General features: G+C 69.6%; 18 protein-coding genes and 1 pseudogene. 10 read left to right on the forward strand and 9 right to left on the reverse strand.

The window, feature by feature from the left end; genetic code table 11:
* Positions 1-33 precede the first annotated feature (33 nt).
* The 5 genes from ACQQ2N_RS08220 to ACQQ2N_RS08240 all read left to right on the forward strand — a co-directional run bounded on the left by ACQQ2N_RS08220 (position 34) and on the right by ACQQ2N_RS08240 (position 8,798).
* Positions 34-507 carry a (2Fe-2S)-binding protein gene (locus ACQQ2N_RS08220; RefSeq protein ID WP_440225226.1) on the forward strand — a complete coding sequence of 158 codons (474 nt, stop codon included), beginning with the start codon at positions 34-36 and terminating at the stop codon, positions 505-507.
* On the forward strand, positions 497-2,653 hold the full coding sequence (locus ACQQ2N_RS08225) for a molybdopterin cofactor-binding domain-containing protein (protein WP_440225227.1): 2,157 nt from the start codon (positions 497-499) through the stop codon (positions 2,651-2,653). The genes ACQQ2N_RS08220 and ACQQ2N_RS08225 overlap by 11 nt, the downstream gene beginning before the upstream one ends.
* A 144-nt stretch (positions 2,654-2,797) precedes the next feature.
* Positions 2,798-5,383 (forward strand): winged helix-turn-helix domain-containing protein, encoded by a 2,586-nt coding sequence (locus ACQQ2N_RS08230; RefSeq protein WP_440225228.1) that lies wholly within the window; start codon positions 2,798-2,800, stop codon positions 5,381-5,383.
* Positions 5,384-5,686: 303 nt separating this feature from the next.
* Positions 5,687-8,005, forward strand: a complete 2,319-nt coding sequence (locus tag ACQQ2N_RS08235; RefSeq protein ID WP_440225229.1) for an FG-GAP repeat domain-containing protein — start codon at positions 5,687-5,689, stop codon at positions 8,003-8,005.
* A gap of 220 nt (positions 8,006-8,225) precedes the next feature.
* The gene (locus tag ACQQ2N_RS08240) at positions 8,226-8,798 is read left to right on the forward strand and encodes a hypothetical protein (protein WP_440225230.1); all 573 of its coding nucleotides are present in this window, start codon (positions 8,226-8,228) and stop codon (positions 8,796-8,798) included.
* A gap of 90 nt (positions 8,799-8,888) precedes the next feature.
* Here the strand turns inward: ACQQ2N_RS08240 and ACQQ2N_RS08245 are convergent, their stop codons facing one another.
* From ACQQ2N_RS08245 to ACQQ2N_RS08255, 3 genes and pseudogenes are all read right to left on the reverse strand, one after another.
* Complete coding sequence (locus ACQQ2N_RS08245; RefSeq protein WP_440225231.1) at positions 8,889-11,657, reverse strand: hypothetical protein; 2,769 nt, start codon at positions 11,655-11,657, stop codon at positions 8,889-8,891.
* A 5-nt stretch (positions 11,658-11,662) separates the two neighbouring features.
* Complete coding sequence (locus ACQQ2N_RS08250; RefSeq protein ID WP_440225232.1) at positions 11,663-12,076, reverse strand: DDE-type integrase/transposase/recombinase; 414 nt, start codon at positions 12,074-12,076, stop codon at positions 11,663-11,665.
* A gap of 16 nt (positions 12,077-12,092) precedes the next feature.
* Positions 12,093-12,365: pseudogene (locus tag ACQQ2N_RS08255) on the reverse strand (IS3 family transposase); the annotation flags it as partial.
* Positions 12,366-12,572: 207 nt separating this feature from the next.
* Here ACQQ2N_RS08255 and ACQQ2N_RS08260 point away from each other — a divergent pair.
* Positions 12,573-14,294, forward strand: coding sequence for a hypothetical protein (locus ACQQ2N_RS08260; protein ID WP_440225233.1), 1,722 nt, complete (start codon positions 12,573-12,575; stop codon positions 14,292-14,294).
* 427 nt (positions 14,295-14,721) lie between these two features.
* On the opposite strand, the gene glnA is transcribed toward ACQQ2N_RS08260, so the two are convergent.
* Complete coding sequence (gene glnA / locus ACQQ2N_RS08265; RefSeq protein ID WP_440225234.1) at positions 14,722-16,131, reverse strand: type I glutamate--ammonia ligase; 1,410 nt, start codon at positions 16,129-16,131, stop codon at positions 14,722-14,724.
* 154 nt (positions 16,132-16,285) lie between these two features.
* On the opposite strand from glnA, the gene ACQQ2N_RS08270 reads away from it, so the two are divergent.
* Positions 16,286-17,071, forward strand: a complete 786-nt coding sequence (locus ACQQ2N_RS08270) for an undecaprenyl-diphosphate phosphatase (protein ID WP_440225235.1) — start codon at positions 16,286-16,288, stop codon at positions 17,069-17,071.
* Complete coding sequence (locus ACQQ2N_RS08275) at positions 17,068-17,544, forward strand: nuclear transport factor 2 family protein (protein ID WP_440225236.1); 477 nt, start codon at positions 17,068-17,070, stop codon at positions 17,542-17,544. Before ACQQ2N_RS08270 ends, ACQQ2N_RS08275 begins: the two co-directional genes overlap by 4 nt.
* Positions 17,545-17,607: 63 nt before the next feature.
* On the opposite strand, the gene ACQQ2N_RS08280 is transcribed toward ACQQ2N_RS08275, so the two are convergent.
* Genes ACQQ2N_RS08280 through ACQQ2N_RS08290 form a run of 3 tightly spaced genes read right to left on the reverse strand, consistent with a single transcriptional unit; the run spans position 17,608 to position 21,704 of the window.
* Positions 17,608-18,939 carry an aspartyl/asparaginyl beta-hydroxylase domain-containing protein gene (locus tag ACQQ2N_RS08280; RefSeq protein WP_440225237.1) on the reverse strand — a complete coding sequence of 444 codons (1,332 nt, stop codon included), beginning with the start codon at positions 18,937-18,939 and terminating at the stop codon, positions 17,608-17,610.
* Between the two features lie 8 nt (positions 18,940-18,947).
* A complete protein-coding gene (locus ACQQ2N_RS08285; RefSeq protein WP_440225238.1) occupies positions 18,948-19,580 on the reverse strand; it encodes a YbhB/YbcL family Raf kinase inhibitor-like protein in 633 nt (210 codons plus the stop codon).
* Between the two features lie 21 nt (positions 19,581-19,601).
* Positions 19,602-21,704, reverse strand: a complete 2,103-nt coding sequence (locus ACQQ2N_RS08290) for a tetratricopeptide repeat protein (protein ID WP_440225239.1) — start codon at positions 21,702-21,704, stop codon at positions 19,602-19,604.
* 108 nt (positions 21,705-21,812) lie between these two features.
* Here ACQQ2N_RS08290 and ACQQ2N_RS08295 point away from each other — a divergent pair, with 108 nt between their 5' ends.
* A complete protein-coding gene (locus tag ACQQ2N_RS08295) occupies positions 21,813-23,291 on the forward strand; it encodes an AAA family ATPase (RefSeq protein ID WP_440225240.1) in 1,479 nt (492 codons plus the stop codon).
* Positions 23,292-23,359: 68 nt separating this feature from the next.
* On the forward strand, positions 23,360-23,821 hold the full coding sequence (locus tag ACQQ2N_RS08300; protein ID WP_440225241.1) for a hypothetical protein: 462 nt from the start codon (positions 23,360-23,362) through the stop codon (positions 23,819-23,821).
* A 30-nt stretch (positions 23,822-23,851) separates the two neighbouring features.
* On the opposite strand, the gene ACQQ2N_RS08305 is transcribed toward ACQQ2N_RS08300, so the two are convergent.
* Both ACQQ2N_RS08305 and ACQQ2N_RS08310 read right to left on the reverse strand, forming a co-directional pair.
* Complete coding sequence (locus ACQQ2N_RS08305) at positions 23,852-24,841, reverse strand: YheT family hydrolase (RefSeq protein ID WP_440225242.1); 990 nt, start codon at positions 24,839-24,841, stop codon at positions 23,852-23,854.
* Positions 24,838-25,680 carry a lysophospholipid acyltransferase family protein gene (locus tag ACQQ2N_RS08310; RefSeq protein WP_440225243.1) on the reverse strand — a complete coding sequence of 281 codons (843 nt, stop codon included), beginning with the start codon at positions 25,678-25,680 and terminating at the stop codon, positions 24,838-24,840. The genes ACQQ2N_RS08305 and ACQQ2N_RS08310 overlap by 4 nt, the downstream gene beginning before the upstream one ends.
* Positions 25,681-25,754: the final 74 nt, after the last annotated feature.

The following is a 25,754-nucleotide window of genomic DNA, read 5'->3' on the forward strand; positions in this document are numbered from 1 at the left end:
CGGTCCCACCCAGGCCCGTACCCAGGTGAAGCGATGAAGCTCGAGGTCAACGGTCGGCCGCACGAGGTCGACGCCCCCGATGACATGCCGTTGCTGTGGGTCCTGCGCGACCTGCTCGGCATGACCGGCACGAAGTTCGGTTGCGGCATGGCCCAGTGCGGGGCCTGCACCGTGCATGTCGACGGCCAGCCGATGCGCTCGTGCGTGACGCCCGCGTCCGCGGTCGCCGGCAAGCCGATCACGACGATCGAGGGCCTCGCCCCCGAGGGCGGCCTGCACGCGGTGCAGCGTGCGTGGATCGAACTCGACGTCGTGCAGTGCGGCTACTGCCAGTCCGGCCAGGTGCTCGCCGCGGCCGCGCTGATCAAGGCCAAGCCCAAGCCCACCGACGAGGACATCGACGCCGCGATGGCCGGCAACATCTGCCGCTGCGGTACGTACCAGCGCATCCGTGCCGCAGTGCATCGCGCCGCCGAGCTCGACGGGGAGAACGGCCGTGCAGCATGACGACGACGTGATCGCGCTGCCGTCGCGGCGGCGCTTCCTCGCCACGACGGCGATCGCCTCGACCGGCCTCGTCATCGCGTGCTTCGTGCCGTTCGGCATGCGCAAGGCGTTCGCGCAGGACGCACCCAAGCCGCAGCCGGTCGACCCGAACGCGTTCGTGCGCATCGGCGCCGACGACACCGTGACCGTGCTGCTCAAGCACTCCGAGATGGGGCAGGGCATCTGGACCTCGATGCCGATGGTCGTCGCCGAGGAACTCGACTGCGACTGGTCGCGCGTGCGCGTCGAGCACGCGCCTGCCGCGCCCGCTTACGCGCACACCGCGTTCGGCATCCAGATGACCGGCGGTTCGACGAGCACCTGGGAATCGTTCGAGCAGCTGCGCACGGCCGGCGCGATGGCGCGCGCGATGCTCGTGCAGGCGGCCGCCGCGGCGTGGAAGGTCGATTCGAAGACCTGCCGCACCGAGAACGGCATGATCCTGTCGGGCACGCGCAAGGCGCGCTACGGCGAATTCGCCGAGGCGGCCGCGAAGTTGCCGCCGCCGAAGACCGTGCCGCTCAAGGACGCGGCGAAATGGGGCGTCATCGGCAAGCCGACGCGTCGCGTCGACAGCCAGGCCAAGGTCACCGGCACCGCGCAGTTCGGCATCGACATCCAGCGTCCCGGCATGCTGGTCGGCGTCGTCGCGCGTCCGCCCGTGTTCGGCGGCAAGGTCGTGCGCGTCGACGCGGCGAAGGCGAAAGCCGTGCCCGGCGTCGTCGACGTCGTGCAGATCCCGCAGGGCGTCGCGGTGCTCGCCAGGCATTTCTGGGCCGCGAAGCAGGGCCGCGAGGCGCTCGTCGTCGAGTGGGACCACGGTGCCGGTGCCGCGATGTCGAGCGCGGCGCTGCGCAGCGAGTACCAGGGCCTCGCCGGCACGCGCGGTGCGGTCGCCAAGACCGCCGGCGACGTCGATGCCGCGCTCGGCTCGGCCGCGCATCGCGTCGAGGCCGAGTACGAGCTGCCGTACCTCGCGCATGCGCCGATGGAGCCGCTCAACTGCACGGTCGAGATCGGCAAGGACGGTTGCGAGATCTGGACCGGCACGCAGTTCCAGACCGGTGACCAGGGTGCGGCCGCGAAAGCGCTCGGCCTCAAGCCCGAACAGGTCAAGGTGCACACGCCGTTCCTCGGCGGCGGTTTCGGCCGCCGTGCGAATCCGGCGTCGGATTTCGTGCTCGAGGCGGTGCATGCGGCGAAGGCGGCCGGCAAGCCGGTCAAGCTCGTGTGGACGCGCGAGGACGACATCCGCGGCGGCTACTACCGCCCGATGTGGCTGTCGCGCATGAGCGCGGGCATCGGCGAGGACGGCAAGCCGAGTGCGTGGGCGCACACGCTGGTCGGCCAGTCGATCATGGCCGGCACGCCGTTCGAGATGATGATCAAGGACGGCGTCGACGGCTCGTCGGTCGAGGGCATCGGCACCTACCTCGCGTCGATCCCGAACCATCGCGTCGACCTGCACAGCCCTAAGAGTCCCGTCACGGTGCTGTGGTGGCGCTCGGTCGGGCATTCGCACACGGGCTTCGTCGTCGAGAGCTTCATCGACGAGCTCGCCCACGCGGCGAAGCAGGACCCGCTCGCCTACCGCCTGTCGCTGCTGCCGCAGGGTTCGCGCGACCGTCGTGCGCTCGAACTCGCCGCGGCGAAGTTCGGCTGGGGCAAGCCGCTGGCGAAGGGGCGCGCGGCCGGCCTCGCCGTGCACGAGTCGTTCGGCAGCCACGTCGCGCAGGTCGCGGAAGTCTCGGTCGAGGCCGGGCGCATCCGCGTGCATCGCGTGGTCTGCGCGATCGACTGCGGTCCGGTCGTCAATCCGCTCGGCGTCGAGGCGCAGATCCAGTCCGGCATCGTCTACGGCCTCAGCGCGGCGCTGTACGGCAAGATCACGTTCAAGGACGGCAAGGTCGAGCAGGGCAACTTCCACGACTATCCCGTGCTGCGCCTCGATGCGATGCCGGTCGTCGAGGTGCACATCGTGCCGAGCACCGACAAGATGGGCGGCGTCGGCGAGCCCGGCACGCCGCCGATCGCACCGGCCGTCGCCAACGCCGTGTTCGCGCTGACCGGCAAGCGCCTGCGCAAGCTGCCGTTCGACCTCGCCTGATCGCGTCACGCCTTCCCCGCCACGAGGGTGGGGAAGGCGCCCTTGCGGCGTTCATCACCTCGTCGACCCTGAACGCGACGACGTGCGAGCTGCGCGCGTCCTGGCGTCGATGCGATCACTGCATGCACGCGCTACGCTTCGCCGATGAAGGTCGCGGCCTACGCATTCGAAGGATTCCGCCTCGTGCCGGCGACGCGCGAGCTGTGGCGCGACGGCGCACGCGTCGCCGTGCCGCGGCGATCGTTCGAATGCCTCGAGCACCTCGTCGCGCACCGTGACCGCGCGGTCGGTCGCGACGAGCTCGTCGCCGTGGTGTTCGGACGCGCGGACGTCTCCGACGCACAGCTCGGCCAGGTCGTGCTGCGCGCGCGCCGCGTGCTCGACGATGACGGCAATGCGCAGCGCCTGATCCGAACCGTGCCGGGTTTCGGCTACCGCTGGGTCGGCGAGGTCGAAGTGCTGGCGGGTGATGCGTCGGGCACGGCGAGGCGTGAGCGTTCTGAGCGAGATGCGGGCGTGGATCCTGCGGTCGCGCCGCTCGACCAAGACGGCGGTGGCGAGGTCGATCGCCTGCCCGGTGTCGCCGACGACATGACGAGCGTGGCCGCGGATGCGATCCCGGCATCGGCACCTGCATCGTCGACGCGGCGGTCGAGCTTCGATGGCGCGCCGGATCCGGCCATCCTCGTGAGCGGCGACGCACGCGCGAAGGGCTCGACTGCAGGCCAGCAACGTCGTGGTCGCGCGCGCCTCGCCGCGTGGGGCGCCCTCGCCGTGCTCGTGATCGTCGTCGCAGGCGTGTTCGCGTGGCGTCCGGGTGTGCCGGATGGCGCCACCGATGCAGCGGTCGGTGCGGTCGCCGACACGACGGCCACGCCGTCCGGCCTCGCCGTGCTGCCGATCCGCGTCGAAGGCCTGCGCGAGGATGCGTGGATCCGCCTCGGCGCGATGGACCTCGTCGCCGACCGCTTGCGCCAGGCCGGCTTCGCGGTGCCGCCGAGCGAGAGCGTGCTCGCCGCGATCGATGCCGAGGCCGCGACCGAGCCCGCACCACGCGTGCGCGCCGCGACCGGCGCCGTGCGTGTCGTCGAGGGACGCGCGCGACGTGATGCGACCGGCTGGCACGTCGAGCTCGCGGCGATCGGAGCCGACGGCGTGCGCACACCCGTGCAGTTCGCCGACCGCGATGCGATGTTCGCGATGCGTGGCGCGACCGACCTGCTGCTCGCCGCACTCGGCCGCAGCGCGCCGGTCGACGGCGAACTCGACGCACCGATCGAGTCGACGCTGCAGCGGGCACGTGCGGCGATGCTCGCGAACGAACTCGACACCGCACGTGCGATCCTCACCGCATCGCCCCAGCTCGCCGACGCGTCCGCATTGCTGCGCTACCAGCTCGCGATGGTCGACCTGCGCGGCGGCCAGCTCGATGCGGCCGAGGCGAGCCTCACGGCCCTGCTCGACGATCCCGCCACGCGCGCCGACGCGGCCTTCCACGCCAGGGTGTTCTCGGCGCGTGGATCGACGCGCATGCGGCGCGCCGCGTTCGCCGGAGGTGGCGCCGATTTCGACGCCGCACTCGCGCTGCTCGGCACGGAAGGCGATGCGCTCGAGCGCGGCCGCGCGCGCATGGGCCGCGCGAACAGCCGCGTGCCCGAGCATCGCTACGACGAGGCGCTCGCCGATTTCGGTGCCGCGCGCGTCGACCTCGAGACGGCCGGCGACGCGCTCGGCGTCGCGCGCGTCGACGCCAACCTCGGCATGCTCGAACTCTACCGTGGGCGACCGGCCGCGGCGCTCGACGTGCTGCAGCCGGCCGCCGAGCGCTTCCAGTCGTTCGGTGCCTTGCACGAGTTCCTCGTCACGCTCACCGCGGTGATCGACGCACAGCTCGCGATGCTGCAGCGCGCCGACGCGGCGGCGACGGTGGAGCGTGCATGGGCGCTGCGCGAGCGCATCTCCGATCCGGACCAGCAGGCCGACGTGCTGCTCAACCGCGCGCAGGTCAGCCTCGGCGAAGGCCGCTACCGCGACGCCGCCGAAGCGCTCGCGCACGCGCAGCGCACCGTCACCTCGGGCAACCGCGTCCTGCTCGCCCGGCAGCGCTCGCTCGCCGCCGATCTCGCCTGGCGACGCGGCGATGCACGCGCCGCCGCGGGTGCGTCGGCGGCGGCGCTCGCGGGCTGGCCCGCCACGGGTGCCGACGTGGAGCGCAACAGTGTCGCGCTGCTGCGCCAGCGCAGCGCGCTCGCGAACGGCGAGGAGGCCGCCGTATCCGGCCTGTTTCCCCGAAGCGAGGTTCCATCGCCGGATGCACGCGAGGGGCCCGGACGCGTTGCCGAGGCGATCGCGAATGCCGAATGGGCCGCGAGGCACGGCGATGCGGTGGTCGCGGACACATGGTTCCGCGAAGCGATGGCGCGCGCGGATCGCCGCGGTGTCCCGGCCGACCTCGTCGCCGTCGCGCTCGCGTGGACGCCTCACCTGCTCGCGCGCCGCGACGAGGCGCAGGCCGCCGTGGTCGTCGGACGCGTCGCCGCGTGGGCTGCGCGCGACTACGACTGCGCGTTGCTGCAGGTGCGCCTGCTGCACGCGCTCGGACGCCGCGAGGCATGGCAGGCGGCACTCGCCCAGGCTCGCGCACTGGCCGGCGAGCGCGAGATCCCCGCCGAACTCGTCACGCTCGACGCACCGCCTGCGCCCGTGCGCATCAGCCAGGCGGCGCGCTGAGCCGGCCCATCCGGGCCATGGCGTCCTTCACCGAGCCCCGCGCCGGGATGGCGGCGCGAGCGCAGGTCCGGCATCTCGATGTCCCGACGGCGGGTCCGCTGCGTGCTTGCGTCGATGCCAAGCGATCCGAGCGGAGGTGCGGTCGCCGTGATCGCGCCCCGGAATCGTTCCCGGTGCCTTGCCTTGAAGCGCGCATGGAGCGCCTTGCAGAAGGACTTGTCACGCGTTTGTAGCGCCGATGGAGTGCCGGCCCGGTGACCGGGATCGAGACTCGGCCCACCGTGCCAGCCCCGGAGTCCTGCGATGCCCGTCCCGCATTCCTTCCTCGCGCCACTCGGCGCGTTCGTCGCCACCGCGCTCGCCGCGGGCACCGTGCAGGCCACACCGCAGGCCGGCGTGGCGCTGCGGTTCGATGCCGGCGGCATCACCGTCAACAACTGCTGCTTCGCGAACACGATGGCGACGGCCGACGTGAACGGCGACGGGCGCCCCGATCTCGTCACCGGCAACGGCTTCAGCAGCGACATCTCGGTGCTGCTCGCGCAGCCGGGCGGCGGCTTCGCGGATCCGCTGACCGTCACGCTCGGCAACGTCGAGGTCGGCTACGTCGCGGTCGCGCTCGGCGACCTCGACGGTGACGGCCACGTCGATCTGGTCGCCAACGGTTATGCGGCAGGCCAGGTCGAGACCTGGCGCGGCGACGGCCAGGGCGGCTTCACCCCCTCGACCGTGCTGACCGAAACGGGCAGCGGCGGCGTCTGGACGCGTGCGCTCGCGGTCGCCGACATCGACGGCGACGGCCACCTCGACATCGTCGCGGGCAGCCGCGAGGTCGAGCGCATCGTCGTGTTCCGCGGCGACGGCGCCGGAGCGTTCCCGGCCCCGCAGGCCTACGTCGTCGGCGCCGGTCCTGTCGCGATCGTCGCGCGCGACCTCGATGGCGACGGCCACGTCGACCTCGCCGTCGCGAATGCCGAATCGCTGGACATCACCGTCCTGCGCGGCAGCGCCACCGGCACGTTCACGCACGCGCAGACGATTCCGCTCGGCGCCTCGACGCAGCCGGCCTCCCTCGCGGTGGGCGACCTCGACGGCGACGGCCATCTGGACCTCGCCACCGCCAACGCGATCGTCGACGAATGGGGCTTCCCGTCGCCGGACGTGCCCGGTTCGGCATCGGTCGTGCGCGGCACGGCCTCCGGTGTGTTCGCTGCAGCGCAGTCGCACGCGATCGGTGAAGGTGGCGGTCGCGGCCAGACCATCGCGATCGCCGACGTGACCGCGGACGGCGTCGCCGATCTCGTCGTGACGCGGCCGATCTCGAACCACGTCGCCGTGCTCGCCGGCGACGGCAACGGCGGCCTGCTCGACGCGGTGCTGCTGCCGACGTCGGTCGGGCCGACCTCGCTCGTGGTGGTCGACGCGAACGGCGACGGCCATGTCGATGTCGTCGCCGGCAATGCGGTCAGTGCGAACCTGTCGATCCTGCCCGGCAATGGCCAAGGGATGGTCGGCTTCCGCCGCCAGGCCGCGGTCGGGCGCTACCCGCATGCGATCACGACCGGCGACTTCAACGGCGACGGCCACATGGACGTCGCCACCGCGAACCTGGATTCGAACGACGTCTCGATCCTGCTCGGTCATGGCGACGGCACGTTCGCGCCCGAGGTGCGCCACACGGTGGGCATGTCGCCGGTCTCGATCACGGCCGGCGATCTCGACGGCGATGGGCATCTGGATCTCGTGGCCGGCAACCTCGGCGGCGGATCGGTGTCGGTGCTGCGCGGCAACGGTACGGGCGGCTTCGCGAATGCGGTCGCGTATCCGGTCGGGCGCGGCTTCGAAGGCCCGTACGCGATCGTGATCGGCGATGCGAACGGCGACGGACGCCCCGATATCGCGACGGCGAACTCGAGCTTCGAGAGCGACAGCGTGTCGTATCTCGCCGGCAACGCCCAGGGCGGCTTCGCGCCCGCGCTCACGCTGCCGGTCGGGCCGGCGGCCGGCTACATGGTCAACGGCCTCGTGTTCGCCGACGTCACCGGCGACGGCCACGCCGACCTCGTCACCGCGAACGGCGGCAACGACACCGTGTCGCTGCTGGTCGGCAACGGTGCGGGCCAGTTCGCCGCCGCGCAGGTCCTCGCGGGCGAAGGGGGGCCGGTCATCGTGCGCGCCGCCGACGTGACCGGCGACGGCATCGTCGATCTCGTCACCGTGAATCAGTACGGCCACAGCATCTCGGTGTTCGCGGGCACCGGCAGCGGTGCGTTCGCGGTGCCCGTGAGCCACGCGATCTATCCGGCGCAGGTCAATTACGAGTACGAACCGTGGGCCTGGGGCATGGTGCTCGCCGACCTCGACGGCGACGGCATCGCCGACGTCGCCACCGCCAACACGCAGAACGACACCGTGTCGGTGCTGGTCGGCGACGGATCCGGCGGATTCTCCACGCCGCTCATCGTCGGCACCGGCGCGCATCCGGGTTCGATCGCGGTCGCCGACATCGACGGCGATGGACGTCCGGACCTCCTCACGGCCAATCGCCAGAACAACAACGTCTCGGTGCTGCGCAACGTGGCGGCGGCTGCCGACACGATCTTCGCCGACGGCTTCGACTGAACGGAGCACGACGCGCGCCTGACTGCGCGGCGAACGGCGATTCGTCGTTCCGCCGCGGGGTCAGGTGGCGGTCAATCCACGGCCGCTACAACGAGGGTGACTCCAACGCCATCGCATCGCGCGAAAGCTGCGGAAGCCCGTCTGCCGGTGCGGCGGTCGCGGCACGACAGGCGTCGGGGCGGTCCGTGCAGCGTGCGTGGACCACAAGCGGAGAACCGCCATGGTCGCCCGAATCCCGTATGCCGCCGCAGGACTTCTCGCCGCCGCGCTGGCCGGTCCGCCCGCGTCGGCGGCTTCGCGTGCCGAGGCGATCACGGCCTTCGACACCGTCAGGGACGTGCTGCAGCATCCGCGTTGCCAGAACTGCCACATTCCCGGTGACGCGCCGCTGCAGTTCGACGAAGGGCGCGTCCACGCGCAGCTGGTCAAGCGTGGCGACGAAGGCAAGGGCGCACCTGGCCTGCCGTGCTCGACCTGCCATGGCGAGAAGAATCTTCCCGCGAGCTACGGCGACCACGTGCCGCCCGGCGCACCGAACTGGCACCTGCCGCCGCCCGATCACAAGATGGTCTTCATCGGCCTCGACGCGCCCGCCCTGTGCAAGGGCCTCAAGGATCCGAAGAAGAACGGCGGCAAGGATCTCGAGGCGCTGCTCGAGCACGTGCGTTCCGACGGCCTCGTGCTGTGGGGCTGGAACCCGGGCCAGGGGCGCGAACCGGTGCCGGTGCCGCACGCGCGTTTCGTCGCGGCATTCAAGCAGTGGACCGATGCGGGAGCGCCTTGTCCGGGCTGAGGCACGCCGCGTCGGAACCCGGCATCGATCGCAAGAAGAAGGGGCGCCGAGGCGCCCCTTCTTTCGTTCACTCGGGATCCCGCGCGTGGATCACGGGGCCGGATCGAACCCGTTGGCGAAGATCGCGTCGGTGAGCGTCGCGCAACTCGTCACGTTGATGTCGTCGACGTACCAGCCTTCCTTGGCCTGCGACGAATCGGTGCCGAGGCGGAAGCGCAGGTTGACGGTCTGGCCCGCGTACGCGCCGAGATCGACCAGTACGGGGCCGGTCGTGTACGGACGCGCCGGATCGTCGCACCATGCCGGCATGCCACCGAGCGGATTCGCAAAGCTCGTGCTGACCGCGCCGCGGTAGGCGCCGCCGCCGATGATGCTGGCCGCGGGAACCTGCGTGAACGACGTGCCGCCGTTGGTCGAGACCTCGAGGATGCCCGCGTCGTAGCAGCCCGTCGCGCCGTTCTGCTCGATCTGGCGCCAGTTCTGGAAGCTCAGCGTCAGCGGCTGCTGGCCCGTCGGCAACGTGATCGCCGGCGAGATCAGGCGCTGGTCGCTCACGGTCGCGATGTCGGAGGCGAACCACGCATGCGTGCCCGAGTTCGGGCGTGCGGTGCTGCGCGTCCATGTGCTCGCGCCGGTGCTGCCCGTCGTCGTCCAGCCGTTGACGCCACCGTCGACGTTGTCGGCGAACACGCTGAGCTGGGTCTGGCCGTCACTGCACTGGCCCGGTGCCGCGACCGTCTTGAACGAGAACACGGCCGAATTCGCCGCGTCGCCGCAGTAGTTGGTCGCACGCACGCGCCAGTAGTGCGTCGTGTTGCCGGTGAGCGGCGTGGTGACCGTGTAGCTCGTGCCGGTGACGACCTGGTCGACGACGACGGTCGTGAAGCCGGCGTCGGTCGCGATCTCGAGGCGGTAGCTGTTGGCGGCACCGCCCGTGCCTGCGGCCCACGTCAGCGTCGGCGTGAAGCTGACGCCGACGTCGCCGTTGCCGGGGGCCGACGGTGCGGCGACGCCCGGAGCCGTGCTGCTGAGGCCGAACGGGATCGTGACCGGGAACGTGTCGCCGCCGGCCGTGCCGGTGACGACGACATTGGTATTGCCGGGCGTGGCCGAGGCGAGTCCCGAAACCGTCAGCGTCGCGGTACCCGGCGGCGTCAGCGGATTCGGCGCCACGGAGGCCGTGCTGCCGGCCGGTGCACCGGTGACGGCGAGCGCGATCGGCGTCGTGAAGCCGGCGTCGGCCGTCGCGGCGATCGACACCGTCGTGCTGCCCGCGGTCGCGCAGACGCCGACCGAGGCCGGCGTTGCCGCGAGGCGGAATGCCGAGGCGCCGATGCCGTCGATGAAATCGGGCGCACCGCCGACCGGATCGAGGTAGTCCTTGAGGCGCGTGGTCGGCGTGCCGAGGCCTTCCCAAGCGTGGGCGATCTTGCCGTACTCGTCGGACAGGCTGGAGCCCGTCGCGCCGCAGAACGAGGCGCCGCCGCTGAGCACGCCGACGAGGCGCTGGCTCGCGTTGTACAGCGGCGAGCCCGAGGAGCCGCCTTCGGTGACGCTCGGCGGCAGCGCGCCACCGGCCGGGAATGCCGGCAGGTTGGGCGGCGTCGGATCCCACATCACGCGCCAGTGCACGCCGTTCGAGGCGGCGATGCTGCCCGACACCATGTTCTGCTCGATGAAGGTGATGCGCTTCTCGTCGACGCCCGGGTGGTGGATGCTCGCGCACAGGCCCGTGGTCTGCGTGATGTCGCCCGGAGCCGAGCAGGTCGAGGCGACGTCACGGCGATCCCAGCCGGACCAGTACAGGTTGAACGCAGGATTCGCGGGCTGGTTGAGCTGGACGATCGTGTTGTCGGAGCACTGGGTGCCGTTGGTGCAGCCGCCGCCCGTGAACGGATTGATCGTCGCGGCGAGGAACGTCGCACCGGTGTTGGTGATGTTCGGGTCGCGCGTGACGACGACGCCGCTTGCCGCGGAACCGGGGCGACGACAGGTCGGCGACTCGTAGTTCCAGTAGACGACCATCGAGGGCGCGCTCGCGGTCGTCACGCCGCAGTGCGTGGCCGTCATGAACAGCATACGGCGGTCGTTGGCGGTGTTGTTCACGAGCGAACCCGTGCACGCGTCGACGCCGCTGCGCGAGTACGCGCCGACCGAGCGGCGCGGCAGGTTCCACGGATCGCCTGCGCTGAGGCAGGTCACGTCGGTGTTGCACGAACCCGAGCGCGTGCCGCCTTCGTTCTTGCAGGCCTTGCCTTCGCCATTTGTATCGAGCTCGGGCTGCGCATAGCCCTTCACGGCCGTGCCGAAGCCGCGGTAGCCCTGGTTGATCTTGGTCAGTTCGAGGACGACCTGGCCCTTGCGGGCCGTCGGCACCTCGAGCTCGATGACGACGTCGGCGCGATCGATGATCGGCGTCCACAGCTGCTCGGCGTCATTGTTGTGGAACGAGGTATACGGGCCTGCCGACACGCTGCGGTCGGCCGCGTAGATGAACAGGCGGGCCTCGTCGGGCAGGCGGAAGCGCGTGAAGCCGAAGTTGAACGACGCGGTCTCCTTGCCGGTGACGCGCAGGCGCCAGATGCTCGTCGCACCGCGCTCTTCCCAGGTGCCACCGGAGGACGGCGTGACCGCCACGTCGTTGGCGACGGCGAAGCGCGGCGGCTTGCCGGCGGCTTCGTTGAAATGGTCTTCCTCGGCGAGCGTGGCGAGGTCGAGGGCCTCGTAGCTGCGCGTCGCGACCGCGTCGAGCGAGGCGGCCGCCTCGTTCCACGTCAACGGTCGAGGCTGATCGGCCGCGGATGCGGCCACACCGGTCAAGGCCAGCGCGAGTGCGCCGGCCAGCGTGAGAGCTCTCATGATCATCACACCCCAAGTCTGTGGTTGGATCGGAACCGCCCCTGTGCGGTCGACGCTACCACAGACTTCCGGGATGGACGGCGGTCACGTGTCGCGCTTTTCGCGCGACGCGCACCGTTCGCCGGCGTACGTGCCCGACAGGTCAACTGGGGAACTCCAGAAATAGACCCCGCTACCGACAACAGTACTTTCAACACCAGCTCGGCCTGCATCTGAACTTGCATCATCCAGCCCACGACCTGACTCCAATGCAGATCGAGCACCACCACCGCCAGGTACGCCCAACCTTCGTGAGTGCGGATGTAGGTGATGTCGGTCACCCGGTGCGTATTCGGCGCAGTCACGTCGAACTGCCGGCCAAGCAGATTGGGCGCCGCCAAGGAGAGCTGGCCGCTCCGGGCGATGTGGCCTGTGCCCATAGCTCACTTGGGCGCGCAAGCACTCTTTGTGCATCAGTCGGGCGACGCGGTACTTGCCGCAAGCCTCACCCAGATCGCTGTCGATCTTGCGATACCCGTACACCGTTCCACTTTCCAGCCACGAATGCTTGATCAGGCCCAGCAGGCGACGATCCTCGCGATCTCGCGCACTCGATGGCTGACGCTGCCATGCGTAGAAGCCGCTGCGCTCTACGCCGAGCACCCGGCGCACGCGAGTGGCGTGGAACTGTCCACAATACGATCGCATGAACGCGTACTTCGCCCTCATCCGTTGGCAAAGTACCCTGCGGCCATTCTTAGGATGTCGCGCTCCTCGATCACGCGCCGCAGCTCCGCTTGCAGGCGCCAATTCTCCACGGCTAGCGAGGCATCGGCCTGCCGTGTTTGCGGGACCTTGCGATGCTCACGCACCCACGCGTACATCGAATGGATGCTTGTGCCCCAGACGTGCAGCCACATCCCATGCCGAACGCCCTTGCTCGATCACCTGCTTGGCCGCCTCGGCCTTGAACTCATTCGGGTGTCGCTTGCCGCTCATACACGCCTTCGTCGTTGCCGTAATGTACGGCTTGGAGATGTCTACTCAACTCGGGGCGATTCAGTGAACAAACTGGCTGAGCTAAAGCCGCGGCGACGTGATCGCATCATGGATGCCGTGAAGGCTGCCGGATTGGATGTCTCCGAATGGGCAGGCTCGGCCATGGGGGCCGCTAACGGCAAGTACTGTTATGAATGGGCGTTTGCCGATGAGCGGCGGGACAACGTCGTCCTCTGCCTCTGGTTTGAAGACTGCGAGTTGGATTCGGATGGTGAGGTGGTGCAGCGGGGCAACATGCGCCCACTGATCTTGCGACTCGAGGGGCAGGGAACGCCGCGAGCCCGACGCGCACGACGATTTGATGAGCTCTTGCAAGACGCTTGGCGACTCGGCTCCAGAATTCGCGTTGCCTTGGTAGATCGAAGTGATGCCGCAAAACGTGGCGTCGCAGGTCAGGACGTCTCGCACGCTGCCTTCCGTCAGCTCGATCCGGTTGCATGGCGCGTAGCGAGCTACGACATGTTGAAGGGCGACTATCTGCTCAGGCGTGAGCGGGTTCAATCGGGGCCCGCGGCTGCAACGGACCTTGCCGACGTCGATCGTTTCGCTCACGAGGTTGGGGACATCCCGGATTCCGATTCGCCCAGCAACGACGCCGACGCGGGCACGGGTCAGATGGACTACGTATGCCGCATCGTCTACAGCGACAACGGCTGGGTTCGCCCGGCAGCTGCGTTCGAAGAAGCGGCAGATTCCTTCGCATCGACAAGAGGATTCGGCCACGAGGAGTGGCTGTTCCGTGACGAATGGACGATCGGCGGTTGGCGCTACGCATTCTTGCAGGGCGTCAATGACAGCTACGAGCGTCTCTGCAAGGAAGGAGCGCCCTTCAGCGTCACGCTGTTCACCATAGCCCCAGATGTGGGGCACCGGTATGTCGCGCGAATGTTTGGTGTGGAGGTGCTGTGTCCGGACGATGCGAAGCGGGCGGTCGAGGAGTTTCGCCGTCGGGGTTGGTTTGATGTGATGCGCGCAGAGATTGCGGCGGTTGGTGGTCGCCCCGAGGCCTTGGGTGACGATGTCCTCGCTGCGCACATCTTGAATCTTCGCTACCGGCCCGATCGGGTCGAGCGGCTTAAGGGCATGCCTGTGGCGATGCAGGATGATCCAGTGCGCCGCATTCGAAGGTATACGCTATGTAGATCCAAGAACGTCGGCCTGCAAGACCAGGCCGACGTCACTGAAGGTCATGAGCCGAAGACGGCTGCCTATTTCAGAAACGGAACCGAGCCATCATGGGTCACACCTGAGCATGGCGCCATGCAAGAACGGCTGCGGCAGGAGCTGCGTATGGAGTTTCCCGACGCAACGGTGCGCTGCGAAGTCGGCGGCGTCGATGTGCTGCTGGAAACGCATCAGGAGCGAGTGTTCTTTGAGGTTAAGTCGGAACTCTGCACGCGCCGCGTGATCCGGGAAGCGCTGGGCCAGGTTATGGAATACGCCTACTACCGCCCCCCTGGTGACGATCGGCATGTTCGCCTTGTCGTCGTGGGGCGCAGTGCGGCTTCCGATGACGACCTCAAGTACTTGGCTTTGTTGAAGCAAAAATTCGGGATTCCAGTCGAGTACCGGCGAGTCATTGTCGATTCCGATGACTAGTAGAAGTCATTCGAGCACATGACCTACGTCTGGTACGCCTCGTTGACCCCGTCCCCGGAGAACTTCTGTGCTCACCTTCCGCGCTGAGTCAGGTGGAGCTCCACTGAATCCCATTCCGGGAACCGATCAAGCGTGAGGCGTCCGCGTTCGCCGGAGAGATTCGTCGACCACTCCTGACAAGGGGGAAGAGGGCCGGGCCGGAACCCGAAGCGCTTGCGGAGGCATGAGAGGTCTTCGTGACCTTCAACCTCGGCTGCCAATCGGGAAGTTGGCGAAAAACTGCGCCGGGCAGGAGCGCCGGCGGGCGGTTGCGCCAGATGAAAGCTTCTTTCACGAACAATGAAGCCCCGCTGGGTGAAATTGCCTTGAAAATCAAGACCCCAGCGGGGCTTCTGAGGAGTCCTCAGCTATGGAGGACTCTGGGGGCTCAGATCGAGTAGTACATCTGGTACTCGAGCGGATGCGTCGAGGCGCGGAACTTCGTCACCTCCTGCATCTTGAGCTCGATGTAGCCGTCGATGAAATCGTCCGAGAACACGCCGCCCGCGGTCAGGAAGGCGCGGTCCGCGTCGAGTGCGGCGAGCGCCTGGTCCAGCGAATGGCAGACGGTGGGGATGTTCTTCTCCTCCTCGGGCGGCAGGTCGTAGAGGTCCTTGTCCGACGGTGCGCCCGGATCGATCTTGTTGAGGATGCCGTCGAGGCCGGCCATGAGCAGCGCCGCGAACGTGAGGTAGCCGCTGTTGACCGGATCGGGGAAGCGGATCTCGATGCGGCGTCCCTTCGGGCTGTGCACGAACGGGATGCGGCAGCTCGCCGAGCGGTTGCGTGCCGAGTAGGCCAGCATCACCGGTGCCTCGAAGCCCGGCACGAGGCGCTTGTAGCTGTTGGTCGTCGAATTCGCGAACGCGTTGATCGCGCGTGCATGCTTGAAGATGCCGCCGATGTACCACAGCGCGGTCTGCGACAGGCCGCCGTAGAGGTCGCCCGCGAACAGGTTGGTCCCGCCCTTCGAGAGCGACTGGTGCACGTGCATGCCGGAGCCGTTGTCGCCGACCAGCGGCTTGGGCATGAAGCTCACGGTCTTGCCGTACTGGTGCGCGACGTTGCGCACGACGTACTTCATCGTGATGAGTTCGTCGGCCTTCTTCACGAGCGTGTTGAAGCGCGTGCCGATCTCGCACTGGCCTGCCGTGGCGACTTCGTGGTGGTGCACCTCGACGACCTGGCCGAGCTGCTCGAGCACCTTGCACATCTCGCCGCGCAGGTCCTGGAACGAATCGACCGGCGGCACCGGGAAGTAGCCGCCCTTGATGCCCGGGCGATGGCCGCTGTTGCCGCCCTCGATGCGGTCGCGCGACGACCACGCGGCTTCCTCGGAATTGACCTCGAAGAACACCTTGCCCATGTCGTTCTGCCAGCGCACCGAATCGAACACGAAGAACTCGGGCTCGGGACCGAAGAACGCCGTGTCGGCGATGCCGGTCGACTTGAGGAACGCCTCGGCGCGGCGCGCGACCGAGCGCGGGTCGCGCGAGTAGGCCTGCATCGTGTGCGGCTCGAGCACGTCGCAGGTGATGACCAGCGTCGGGTCGGCCATGAACGGGTCGATGATCGCGGTCGACGGATCCGGCATGAGCACCATGTCGGATTCGTTGATGCCCTTCCAGCCCGCGATCGAGGAGCCATCGAACATCTTGCCGTCCTCGAAGAACGCGTCGTCGACCGAATGCGCGGGGAACGTCACGTGATGCTGCTTGCCGAGCATGTCGGTGAAGCGCAGGTCGACGAAGGTGATGTCGTTGTCCTTGATGAGCTGGAGCACGTTCGAAGCGGACATGGTGGATCCTCAGGAAGTAAAGACGCCGCGCACGACGGCGCCGGGCGCGGCGGGGGCGCGATTGTCGCACCGAAGGGTGGCGAAACCATGTCGCAGTGCATGAAGACAGCGCATCTGGCCTATGCTTGCGGCCTGTCCCGCCGGATACGCGTTCGTGCCCGACCTGATCAACGTCATCCTCCTCGGCATCATCGAGGGCCTCACCGAATTCCTGCCGATCTCGAGCACCGGCCACCTGCTGATCGCCCAGCACTGGCTCGGCGAGCGCTCCGACACCTTCACGATCGTGATCCAGGCCGGCGCGATCCTCGCCGTCACCCTGGTCTACTGGCGGCGCCTGTGGGAGCTGGCCACGAACTGGCGCGAGCCGCGCAACCGCGACTACCTCGCCAAGCTCGGCGTCGCGTTCGGCATCACCGCGGTGCTCGGCTTCGCGGTCACCCGGCTCGGCTTCGAGCTGCCCGACGCGGTGGTGCCTATCGCGGTCGCGCTGATCCTCGGCGGGTTCTGGATCCTCGCCGCCGAGCGCATCACGCGTTCGCGGCCGGCCAGCGACGTGATCACGTGGAAGGTCGCGATCCTCGTCGGCCTCGCGCAGATCGTCGCGGCGATCTTCCCGGGCACGTCGCGCTCCGCCGCGACGATCTTCACGGCCATGCTCGCGGGCGCCAACAACCGCCCGGCCGCGACCGAGTTCGCGTTCCTCGTCGGCATCCCGACCATGTACGCGGCCAGCGGCTACCAGATCCTCAAGCAGCTGCTCGGCGGCCACACGCAGGAGGACTGGGTCGGCCTCGGCGTCGCCTTCGTCGCCGCGACGATCACCGGCTTCATCGCCGTGCGCTGGCTGCTCGGCTACATCAAGGGCCACAGCTACACGCCGTTCGCGATCTACCGCATCGTGTTCGGCGTGATCCTGCTCGTGGCGGTGCCGTGGTGAGGGCGAGCCTGACCCTCGCCCTGGCGCTTGCCGGCACGTCGACGAGTGCCGTCGCCGCGCCGGAGGGTCTCGCCCCCGCCGGGCGCGAGGCCACCGTGACGTGGATGGTCGGGATGGCCAAGGCCTGGGCCGATCAGGCGTGCGGTGGCCGCTGGGTGGTGAGCGAGCTTTTCGCGGACGATTTCAGGGGTACCGCGCCGAAGGGCATCCGTTACGGAAAACCCTCGGGTGAACCTGCCCACGATCCAGCGACCTCGTGGTCGAAGGACTGCAGCCTCGACGAGGCCGACGTGCGCTTCTTCGGAGATGACGTCGCCGTCATGTACGGCGCGGAGTCTCGAACCGTCACGTTGCCGGACGGCCGCGACGAGCGGCGTTGCCTGGTGTGGACCGACACGTGGCTCGAGCGCAACGGGCGATGGCAGATCATCGCGGTGCAGGACAACCGGATCGACTGTCCGGTGAAGAAGTAGCGATCCGGGCAGGACCATCGCCGTCGGCCGCGGGTGGCATCCGTCGCGACGGCAGCGGCGCACTCACTGCGCGTGCGCGGGATCCACGAGCGGGTCGGCGAGTCGCGCCTCGGCGTTGAAGTCGGCGATCGCGACCACGAGCGACCTGCAAGCCTCGACTTCGGCCTCGCTGAGGTACGGGTTCCACGAGTCCATCAGGATCACGACGCGCGTGCGCTCGCTGTGGTTCCAGGCGTCGTGCAGGAACGTGTCGTCGAACGTGAAGCAGCGGCCCTGGACCCATTCGCGGTCCTCGCCGCCGACGCGCAGGGCGCCGTCGCCGGGCACGACCAGCGGGAAGTGGGTCACGACACGCGTGTTGGTCACGCCGCGATGCGGTCGGATGTGCGAGCCCGCGGTCAGCTTGGAGTACAGGCACTCGGGTGCGTGGCCGGCGAGGCGCACGATCGGCGCGGCATCGAGCGCGGCCGCCGTGACCGGACAGCGCTGGCAGTTGTCCTCGAAGCGCTCGCCATGGCGGTAGAAGAAGTAAGCGTCCCAGCGTGGTTCGCCGCGCGTGCCGGTCAGTGCGTCGGCGGTCGACTTGCCGGGCATGACCTTGAGGAACGACTGGAATGCCGTGGCATCGTCGATGACCGTGTCGAGCTCGGCACGGATCGCGTCGTAGCGGTCCTCGAACAGCGCGTACCACGGGAACAGCGACCGCTCGAACCACGCGGTCGTCGGCAGGTCCGGCACGTAAAGGAACGAAGGCTTCTGGCGCGGATCGGCATAGGCCGCAGGCAGATCGCCGAGATAGATCGCGAGCGCCTTCTCGACGCGTGCGAGTGCGTCACGGCCGTGACGTTCGCGCAGCGGTGCGATCGATGCGTCGAACAGGGCGGCGCGACCACCGTCGATCACCTCCATCGCATGGCGCACGGGGGCGAGCAGCGCGGGCGCCGTCGTCGCCTCACTCAGCCAGCGGCCCTGCCGTTGCGCCGTCGTGACCGCGCCGTAGTAAGCCGCGAGCGCGTCGCGATGGCGTCCGAGGGCCTCGAGCTGGAGACCGGCCTGCAGGCGTGCGATGAAGAAATCCGGATCGAGCCTGACCGCTTCGCGGAACGACGCGAGTGCCTCCTCGCCACGCCCGGCGGCACGTTGCGCGAGGCCGAGGTTGCGCTGTGCCGTCGCATCGAGCGGTTGCGCGTCGCGTGCCCGCGTGAGCCGGTCGAGCGCGTCGTCGACGCGTCCCGACGCGAGGGCGCGCAGGCCGAGGTGGGACAGCGCCTCGGCCTGCGCCGGCGCGGCATCGAGCACGCGCGCGTAGAGCAGGTCCGCCTCGCCGATGCGTCCCTGTTCGGCGCATCGGCGTGCCTCGGCGAGCGTGGCTTCGAGCGGCGCGCCGGCGTGCATCGCAGCGATCAGCCGGCGACGGCGGGATTCAGCGTGTAGGTGCCCACGTGTTCCGCTTCGGCGAGGACGTGGCCGTGCATGGCGTCGCGCAGCGCGGTCACGTCGAAGCCCTCGGCAAGCCCGAGCGAGGCTATGTCGAGGGCGTACACGCGGAAGTGGTAGTGGTGCAGGAGCTCGTCGTTCCACGGCGGGCACGGGCCGTCGTAGCCGCGGTACTCGCCGCCCATGTCGGCGTCGCCCGCGAACCAGCCCGTGTAGTCGTTGCGACCCTGCACGGATCCCGCCGGCCCCGGCGGAGACGTGCGGCCGCGCGCGACGACGCCGTCGGCGCAGCTGCCCTCGGCGATCGACGTGACCGATGCCGCGATGTCGGCGACGAGCCAGTGCACGAATTCGGTGCGCGGCAGCGACGCGGGAACCGTACGGCCTTGCTGGTTCACGTCGTCGCCGACGGTCGGCACGTCCGGATCGATGCAGGTCACGACGAACGAGCGCGTGCCCTCGGGCGCGTCGCGCCAGGCGAGGTGCGGGTTGCGGTTCGCCGAGAGCACGCAGGGTTCTCCGGCGTCGCCGCGGCGACCGAACGCGAACGTCGACGGGATCGGCTGGCCGTCCGCGAAGCTGTCACTGTGCAGGTGCATGCGCTGTTCCTCGTGTCGGCGTCAGACGAGCGGCGTCGCGGCCTGGCCGGTGACGCGCGCGAACGCGGCGGCCAGCGTGTCCGCGTAACGCTCGCAGTGGCCGTCGTCGAAGCGGGCCGGCAGCCCGCCGATGGCGTGGGTGACGCGCGCACTGCGCGCGCCGGGCGTCAGCGCGTCGACACCGACGAAGCGCGCGAGCTCCGCGCCGGCACCGGCGGGATCGGCGAGCACCTTCTCGGCATTCACGACGAGATGGGGCAGGCCGCCGTGCTCGACGACGAAGCGTGCGTGCTGGTGGGCGCGCTCGAGCCACTCGACGCTGCGGTCGATGTCGCCGAAAGCGGTCAGCGGCAGCCAGCCGAACGCCATCCAGTTGAGCAGCGCGTCGCGCGGGTCGTTGTCGACGACGATGACGCGCGTGCCCGGCAGGAAGCGGCGCGCGAACACGAGGAAGCGGGCATCCCAGCGCGGGATCCAGTCGACCAGCGGCTTGTCGAGGTCGACGCCGGCGGCGCGCAGCGGCGCGAGGTATTCCTCGCGCAGCGCCTCGATGCCGGCATCGTGCATTTCGCTGTGGGTATGGTCGAACGCGCGCACGTCGAAACCGTCGTTGCGCACGCCCGCGACGCGATCGCTGAGCACGCTCAGGCCGCCGTGGTCCTCGAGCAGCGCGGCGATGCGCTCGACGCCGCTGCCGGGGGTGCCGACGAGCAGGATCGGCGCGTGCTTCCACGGCGCACCCTCGGCATCGGCGAGGACGCGGTCGTAGTCGACCGGCAGCGTCTCGAGCGTCGGCAGCGCCATCGGCATGCCCTGCTGCGCCCCCGCGAAATGGCGCACCGCTTCTCCGTACTGGCCGAGTGCGTCGAACACGCGGCCCTGGTAGTGCAGGCCGCGGCGCGCCTGCGACTCGTTCACGGGCTTGCCCGAGAAACCGTCGAGCAGGGCCTGGGCCGCGGCCGCGTCGCCGTCGCGAAGGCTGGCGCGCACGAGGATGAACGCGGCATCGATGTCGTCGGGGCGCTTCTCGAGCGCCTCGGCGGCGAGCGCGCGCGCCGCGTCGAAGTCCCCGCCGAGCTCGCGCAACTGGGCCAGCTGGCTCGCCACGACCGGGTTGTCCGGATGGCGGTCGCGCAGGACCTGCCAGTCGGCGGCAGCGTCCTTTTCGCGACCCATGCCGGCCAGCAGTGCGGCGCGTTCGGTGCGCCAGCGTTCTTCCTGCACGGGCTGCGAGGCGATGCGTTCGTCGAGCAGCTGCAAGGCCTCGTCGCGGCGGCCGAGTCGGCCGAGGCACCACGTCAGGGCCTGCAGGCCGGCCTCGTGGTCGGGGCGTCGCTCGAGCGCGGCACGGTACTGCTCGACGGCCTCCTCGAGCTTGCCCTGTGCGCGGAACGCGTCGCCGAGGCCGAGCAGGCCCGCCAGTTCGAAGCCGCGCGCATGGAGCAGGGCACGCATGTGCGGTTCGGCTTCGGCGGCGCGGTTGGCATTGATGAGCAGCTGGCCGAGCGCGTTGCTCGCGTGCGGCATGCCGGGGCGCAGGCGCAGCGCGGTCTGGAACGACTGCTCGGCGAACGCGAGCATGCCGCGCTTGCTGAAGCCGCGGCCGAGCGAGAACGCGACGGCAGGATCGTTCGGGGCGAGATCGGCCGCGCGCGTGAGGTGCTTCATCGCGGTGTCGACGTCTTCGGCGTCGAGCGCGAGCATGCCGAGGCCGGTCAGGGCCTGCGGGTCCTCGGTCGCGCGCAGTGCGGTGCGGAAATGCTGCTCGGCGAGCTTCGGCTCGCTCGTCAGCAGGGCGAGGTGGCCGAGCGAGGAATGCGCGCCGGCGATGTTCGGATCGAGCGTGAGCACGCGCTCGTACGCCTCGCGGGCCTGGCGGTAGTCGCCCGACTCGGAATGGATGGCGCCGAGCATGAGCAGCAGGCCCGGCTGTTCCGGCGCGAGCTGGTGCGCGCGCGTGATCAGGCTCGCGCTCTCGACGAGATCGCCGCGGTCGCGGCGCACGATGCCGAGCAGGCGCAGCGCCTCACCGTCGAGCGGGTTGTCGGCGAGCAGGGCGCGATAGCCGGTCTCGGCCTCCTCGAGGCGCCCCTGGCGGTGCAGTTCCAGCGTTTCTTTCAGCATGTCCGTCATCGTGTGGAGGCGCGGGGCGGCCGCGCGGGAAACGCCCATTATGCCGCAGCCCGGCGTGCTAGGCTCTGGCCCCTTTTTCAGCGGCGCGGCCGGCAACACATGGGTGCGAATCAGGATCTCGCAACGCTGCTGCGCGCGCGCACCCCGCTGCTCGTGGTCGAATCGGTCGAGGAGAGTCGCGTCGTCGAGGCGTTCCGCCACGCGATCGGGCAGGTGCTGCGGCCGCTCTATACCTGGAGCATCACCGACGGTCTGCTGCGGCTGGACATGGACGACGACCAGCCGCGCGGCCTGCCCGATGCGAGCATGACCCTCGGCACGATCAAGCAGATGCCCGAGGCGGGCGTGTTCCTGCTGCTCGATTTCCAGCCCTACCTGCGCTACCCGATGGCGTTGCGCCTCATGCGCGAGATCGTGCAGCGCCAGGGCACCGCCGCGCATACGCTGGTGCTGGTCGGCGCGCGCTTCGAGATGCCCGAGGACCTCGCCGCCTACATGACGCGCTTCGAGCTGGCCCTGCCCGATGCGCAGGCGCTCGCGCAGATCGTGCGCGAGGAGGCGTTCCAGTACTCGCGCGAGCACGGCGGGCGGCGCGTCGAGGTCGATGCCGACGCGGCGCGCGCGATCGTGCGCAACCTCGCCGGCCTCACCGACGCCGACGCGCGCCGTATCGTGCGCAAGCTCATCTACGACGACGGCGCGCTGACCGCCGACGACGTGCCACGCCTGGCCGAGGCCAAGTTCCGCCTGCTCGACCGCGACAGCCTGCTGCATTTCGAGTACGAGACCGCGCGTTTCGCCGACGTGGCCGGCCTCGCGCGCCTCAAGCGCTGGGTGCAGCAGCGCGAGCCCGCGTTCCTCGGCAAGCGCATGCCGGTCAAGCTCGATCCGCCCAAGGGCATGCTGCTGCTCGGCGTGCAGGGCTGCGGCAAGAGCCTCGCCGCGAAGGCGGTCGCCGGCGGTTTCGGCGTGCCGCTGCTGCGCCTGGACATCGGTACGCTCTACAACAAGTACCACGGCGAGACCGAGCGCAACCTGCGTGCCGCGCTCAAGAGCGCCGAGCTGCTCGCGCCGTGCGTGCTGTGGCTCGACGAGATCGAGAAGGCGCTCGCCGCCGAGAGCAACGACGACGGCGTGTCGCGCCGCGTGCTCGGCTACCTGCTCACGTGGATGGCCGAGCGCAAGGCGCCGGTGTTCCTCGTCGCGACCGCGAACGACGTGCAGGCGCTGCCGCCCGAACTGCTGCGCAAGGGCCGCTTCGACGAGATCTTCTTCGTCGACCTGCCCGACGCGGCCACGCGCGAGGAGGTGCTCCGCATCCACCTCGTGCGTCGCGGCCTCGATGCCGACGCGTTCGACCGCGCCGCGCTCGCCGAGGTCTCCGAAGGCTTCTCGGGCGCCGAGCTCGAGCAGCTCGTGGTCGCCGCACTGTACGCCGCGGCCGCTGAGGGCAAACCGCTCGAGACGCGCCACCTCGACGAGGAGGCACGCGCCACGCGCCCGCTGTCGGTGATCATGGCCGATCGCGTCGAGGCGCTGCGTGCATGGGCGCGCGAGAGGACGGTGCCGGCGGATTGAGGGTACGGCCGTCTGCGGCCGGAAGGGGCCTGAGCGGATTCGAAGGAGCGAAGATGATCCGGAGTGCGTTGTTCATCGCCTTGTCGATCGCGGCCTCGTCATCGTGGGCATGCACGAGGACCGGGCCGCCGGACCATGCGATGCTTGCGGAGTACAGCGTGCTCGTCGTCGAGGTGACCGGTATCCACCTGACGGCCTACGAGTCCCGGCGGCTCGCCGAGCGTGGAGCGGCATCACGCGATGAGCCCTCCTCGATCTTCGGGCAGTACACCGGGATCGGAGGATTCACGCCGGAGTTCAAGGCCGATGTCCTCGTCGACCGGGTCGTGTCGGGGATGAGCGAACCGGCGAGGACATTGACGCTCTCCGACTGCGCGTTGCCCATCCCTGCGCTCAAGGAGAAGGGCATCGCCGTCGTGCCGCGCGAAGGCGTCGAGGCGAGGACGAAGGTCGTGTGGGCCAGTGAAGGGGAGCTCTATGCGTCGTGGGCACGCCGGCTCGGCGTGTCCGAAACGGGCTCCGGCGAGTGACGGGAAGTCCCGCCCGAGCGCGCGATCGGATCAGCCCATGTGCCGCTGCACGCGCTCGGCGATGTAGTCCTCGGTCCAGCTGCGCAGCGAGAAGTCGCGGATGAAGCCGCAGTGTCCGCCGCCGGGGGCGATGTCGAGTTCGACGTGCGCGGGCAGCACGAGCTCGCGGAAGTTCGCGACCGGGATGATCGGATCGTCGGTCGAGGTCAGTATGCTGGTCGGCACCGCGAGCGTCGACAGGCGGTCGCCGGCGATCGAGTAGCCGTCGAGGTAGTTCTCGAGCGTGCCGAAGTCGGTGTGCCGCTCGACCATGATGCGCGTGAGTTCGCGCATGTTCGTGCGCAGGTCGGCGGCGTCGAACAGGCGCTTGTCGGGGAACGCGCGCTGCTTGAGCGTGAGCGACTGGCGCCATTTGCGCATGAAGTAGCTGTGGTAGAACCACGGCGCGCCCTCGATCGCGACGAGGATGTCGCGCGGGCTGATCGCAGGGCAGACCGCCACGGCATGGCGCAGGGCGATACCGGCCGCCGGTGCGCGCAACGCGACGCGCAGCGCGAAGTTGCCGCCGAGCGAGAAGCCTGCGATGCCGAGCGGCAGATCGGGGAACAGGCGTGCGACCGCGCCGACCGCGCCGACGACCTCGTCGATGCGGCAGGAGTGGAACAGGTCCGGATTGAGGTGGTGCGTGTCGCCGTGGTCGCGGAAGTTGAGCCGGAACACGTCGAAGCCTTCGGCGAGCAGGCGCGAGCCCGTGTGCAGCAGGTAGCTCGAATGGACGCTGCCTTCCCAGCCGTGCAGCAGCACGACGAGGCCGCGCGGCTGTGCGAGTGCCTGCTGCGGCGTGTGGTAACCGAGCAGACGCACGCCGTCGCCGCAGTCGAGCACGTGTTCAACCGCACGGCGTTCGAGCGCGGCGCGACGACGTGCGAACAGGATCCGGCGGATGCCGCTCGAGGCGAGCACCGACTGCACATGCGGGTTGCGCAGCAGGCGCGGCGCGCGATAGTCGGCCGCGTTCACGCGTCGTCGGCCGCGGCCGTGGCGCTGCCGCGGCGCAGGTCGCCGTAGCCGAGCGCGCCGATGATGCGTGCGCGACTCTCCTCGGCCATGCGGCGGCGTGCATCCGGCGTGGATTCGACCGGTTCGAGGAAGTGCACCTCGGCGTCCATCGACGGCGCGCCGAGCAGGCGCAGGAAGTTCGCGGCGAAGCTCTCCTTCGCGCCGAACGGCACGTCGAGGTCCTGGCGTCCGTTGCGGCCGTAGAGCAGCGCGACCGGCTGCACGGGCACCTCGGCGTCGAGCGCGGCCTGGAAGATGCGCGCGTGGAACGTGCGGATCTGGTCGCCGCGGCCGGTGCCGCCCTCGGGAAAGATGCCGACCGGCTCGCCCGCACGCAGCTTGTCGACGACGCGTGCGCTGACCGCGGCCATCGAGTGAGTGCTGCCACGCTGGTGGTAGATCGTGCCGGCGCGCGTGGCCAGCCAGCCGACCAGCGGCCAGCGGGCGATCTCGCTCTTGGCGACGAAGCAGATCGCGCGCTGGCTGTGCATGAGCTCGATGTCGAGCCACGAGATGTGGTTGGCCACGTACATGACCGCGCCGGGCAGCGGCGTGCCGAAGCGGCGGATGCGGAAGCCGAACAGGCGCACGAGCGTGCCCGACCACCAGCTGATCATGAACTGGTCGAAGCGGCGCCGGCCGACCGGGATGCGCGCGAACCACGGATTCAGCGCGAGCACCGCGAGCGGCAGCGACAGCGCGATGTGCAGCGCGAGCAGCGGCCCGCGCACGAGGTAGCGCAGCGGCCGCATGAAGTCGCGCCGCGGCCTGGCGGACGGGAGGTCGGTGGAAGGCGTCATCGTCGCGAATGGTAACGGATGCGTCATGATCCTCGCTGATCGGAATGGAGCGTTTGCACGGTTCGGAAAGACCG

This window comes from Dokdonella aquatica (genome assembly GCF_051987395.1).
GTDB lineage: Bacteria > Pseudomonadota > Gammaproteobacteria > Xanthomonadales > Rhodanobacteraceae > Dokdonella.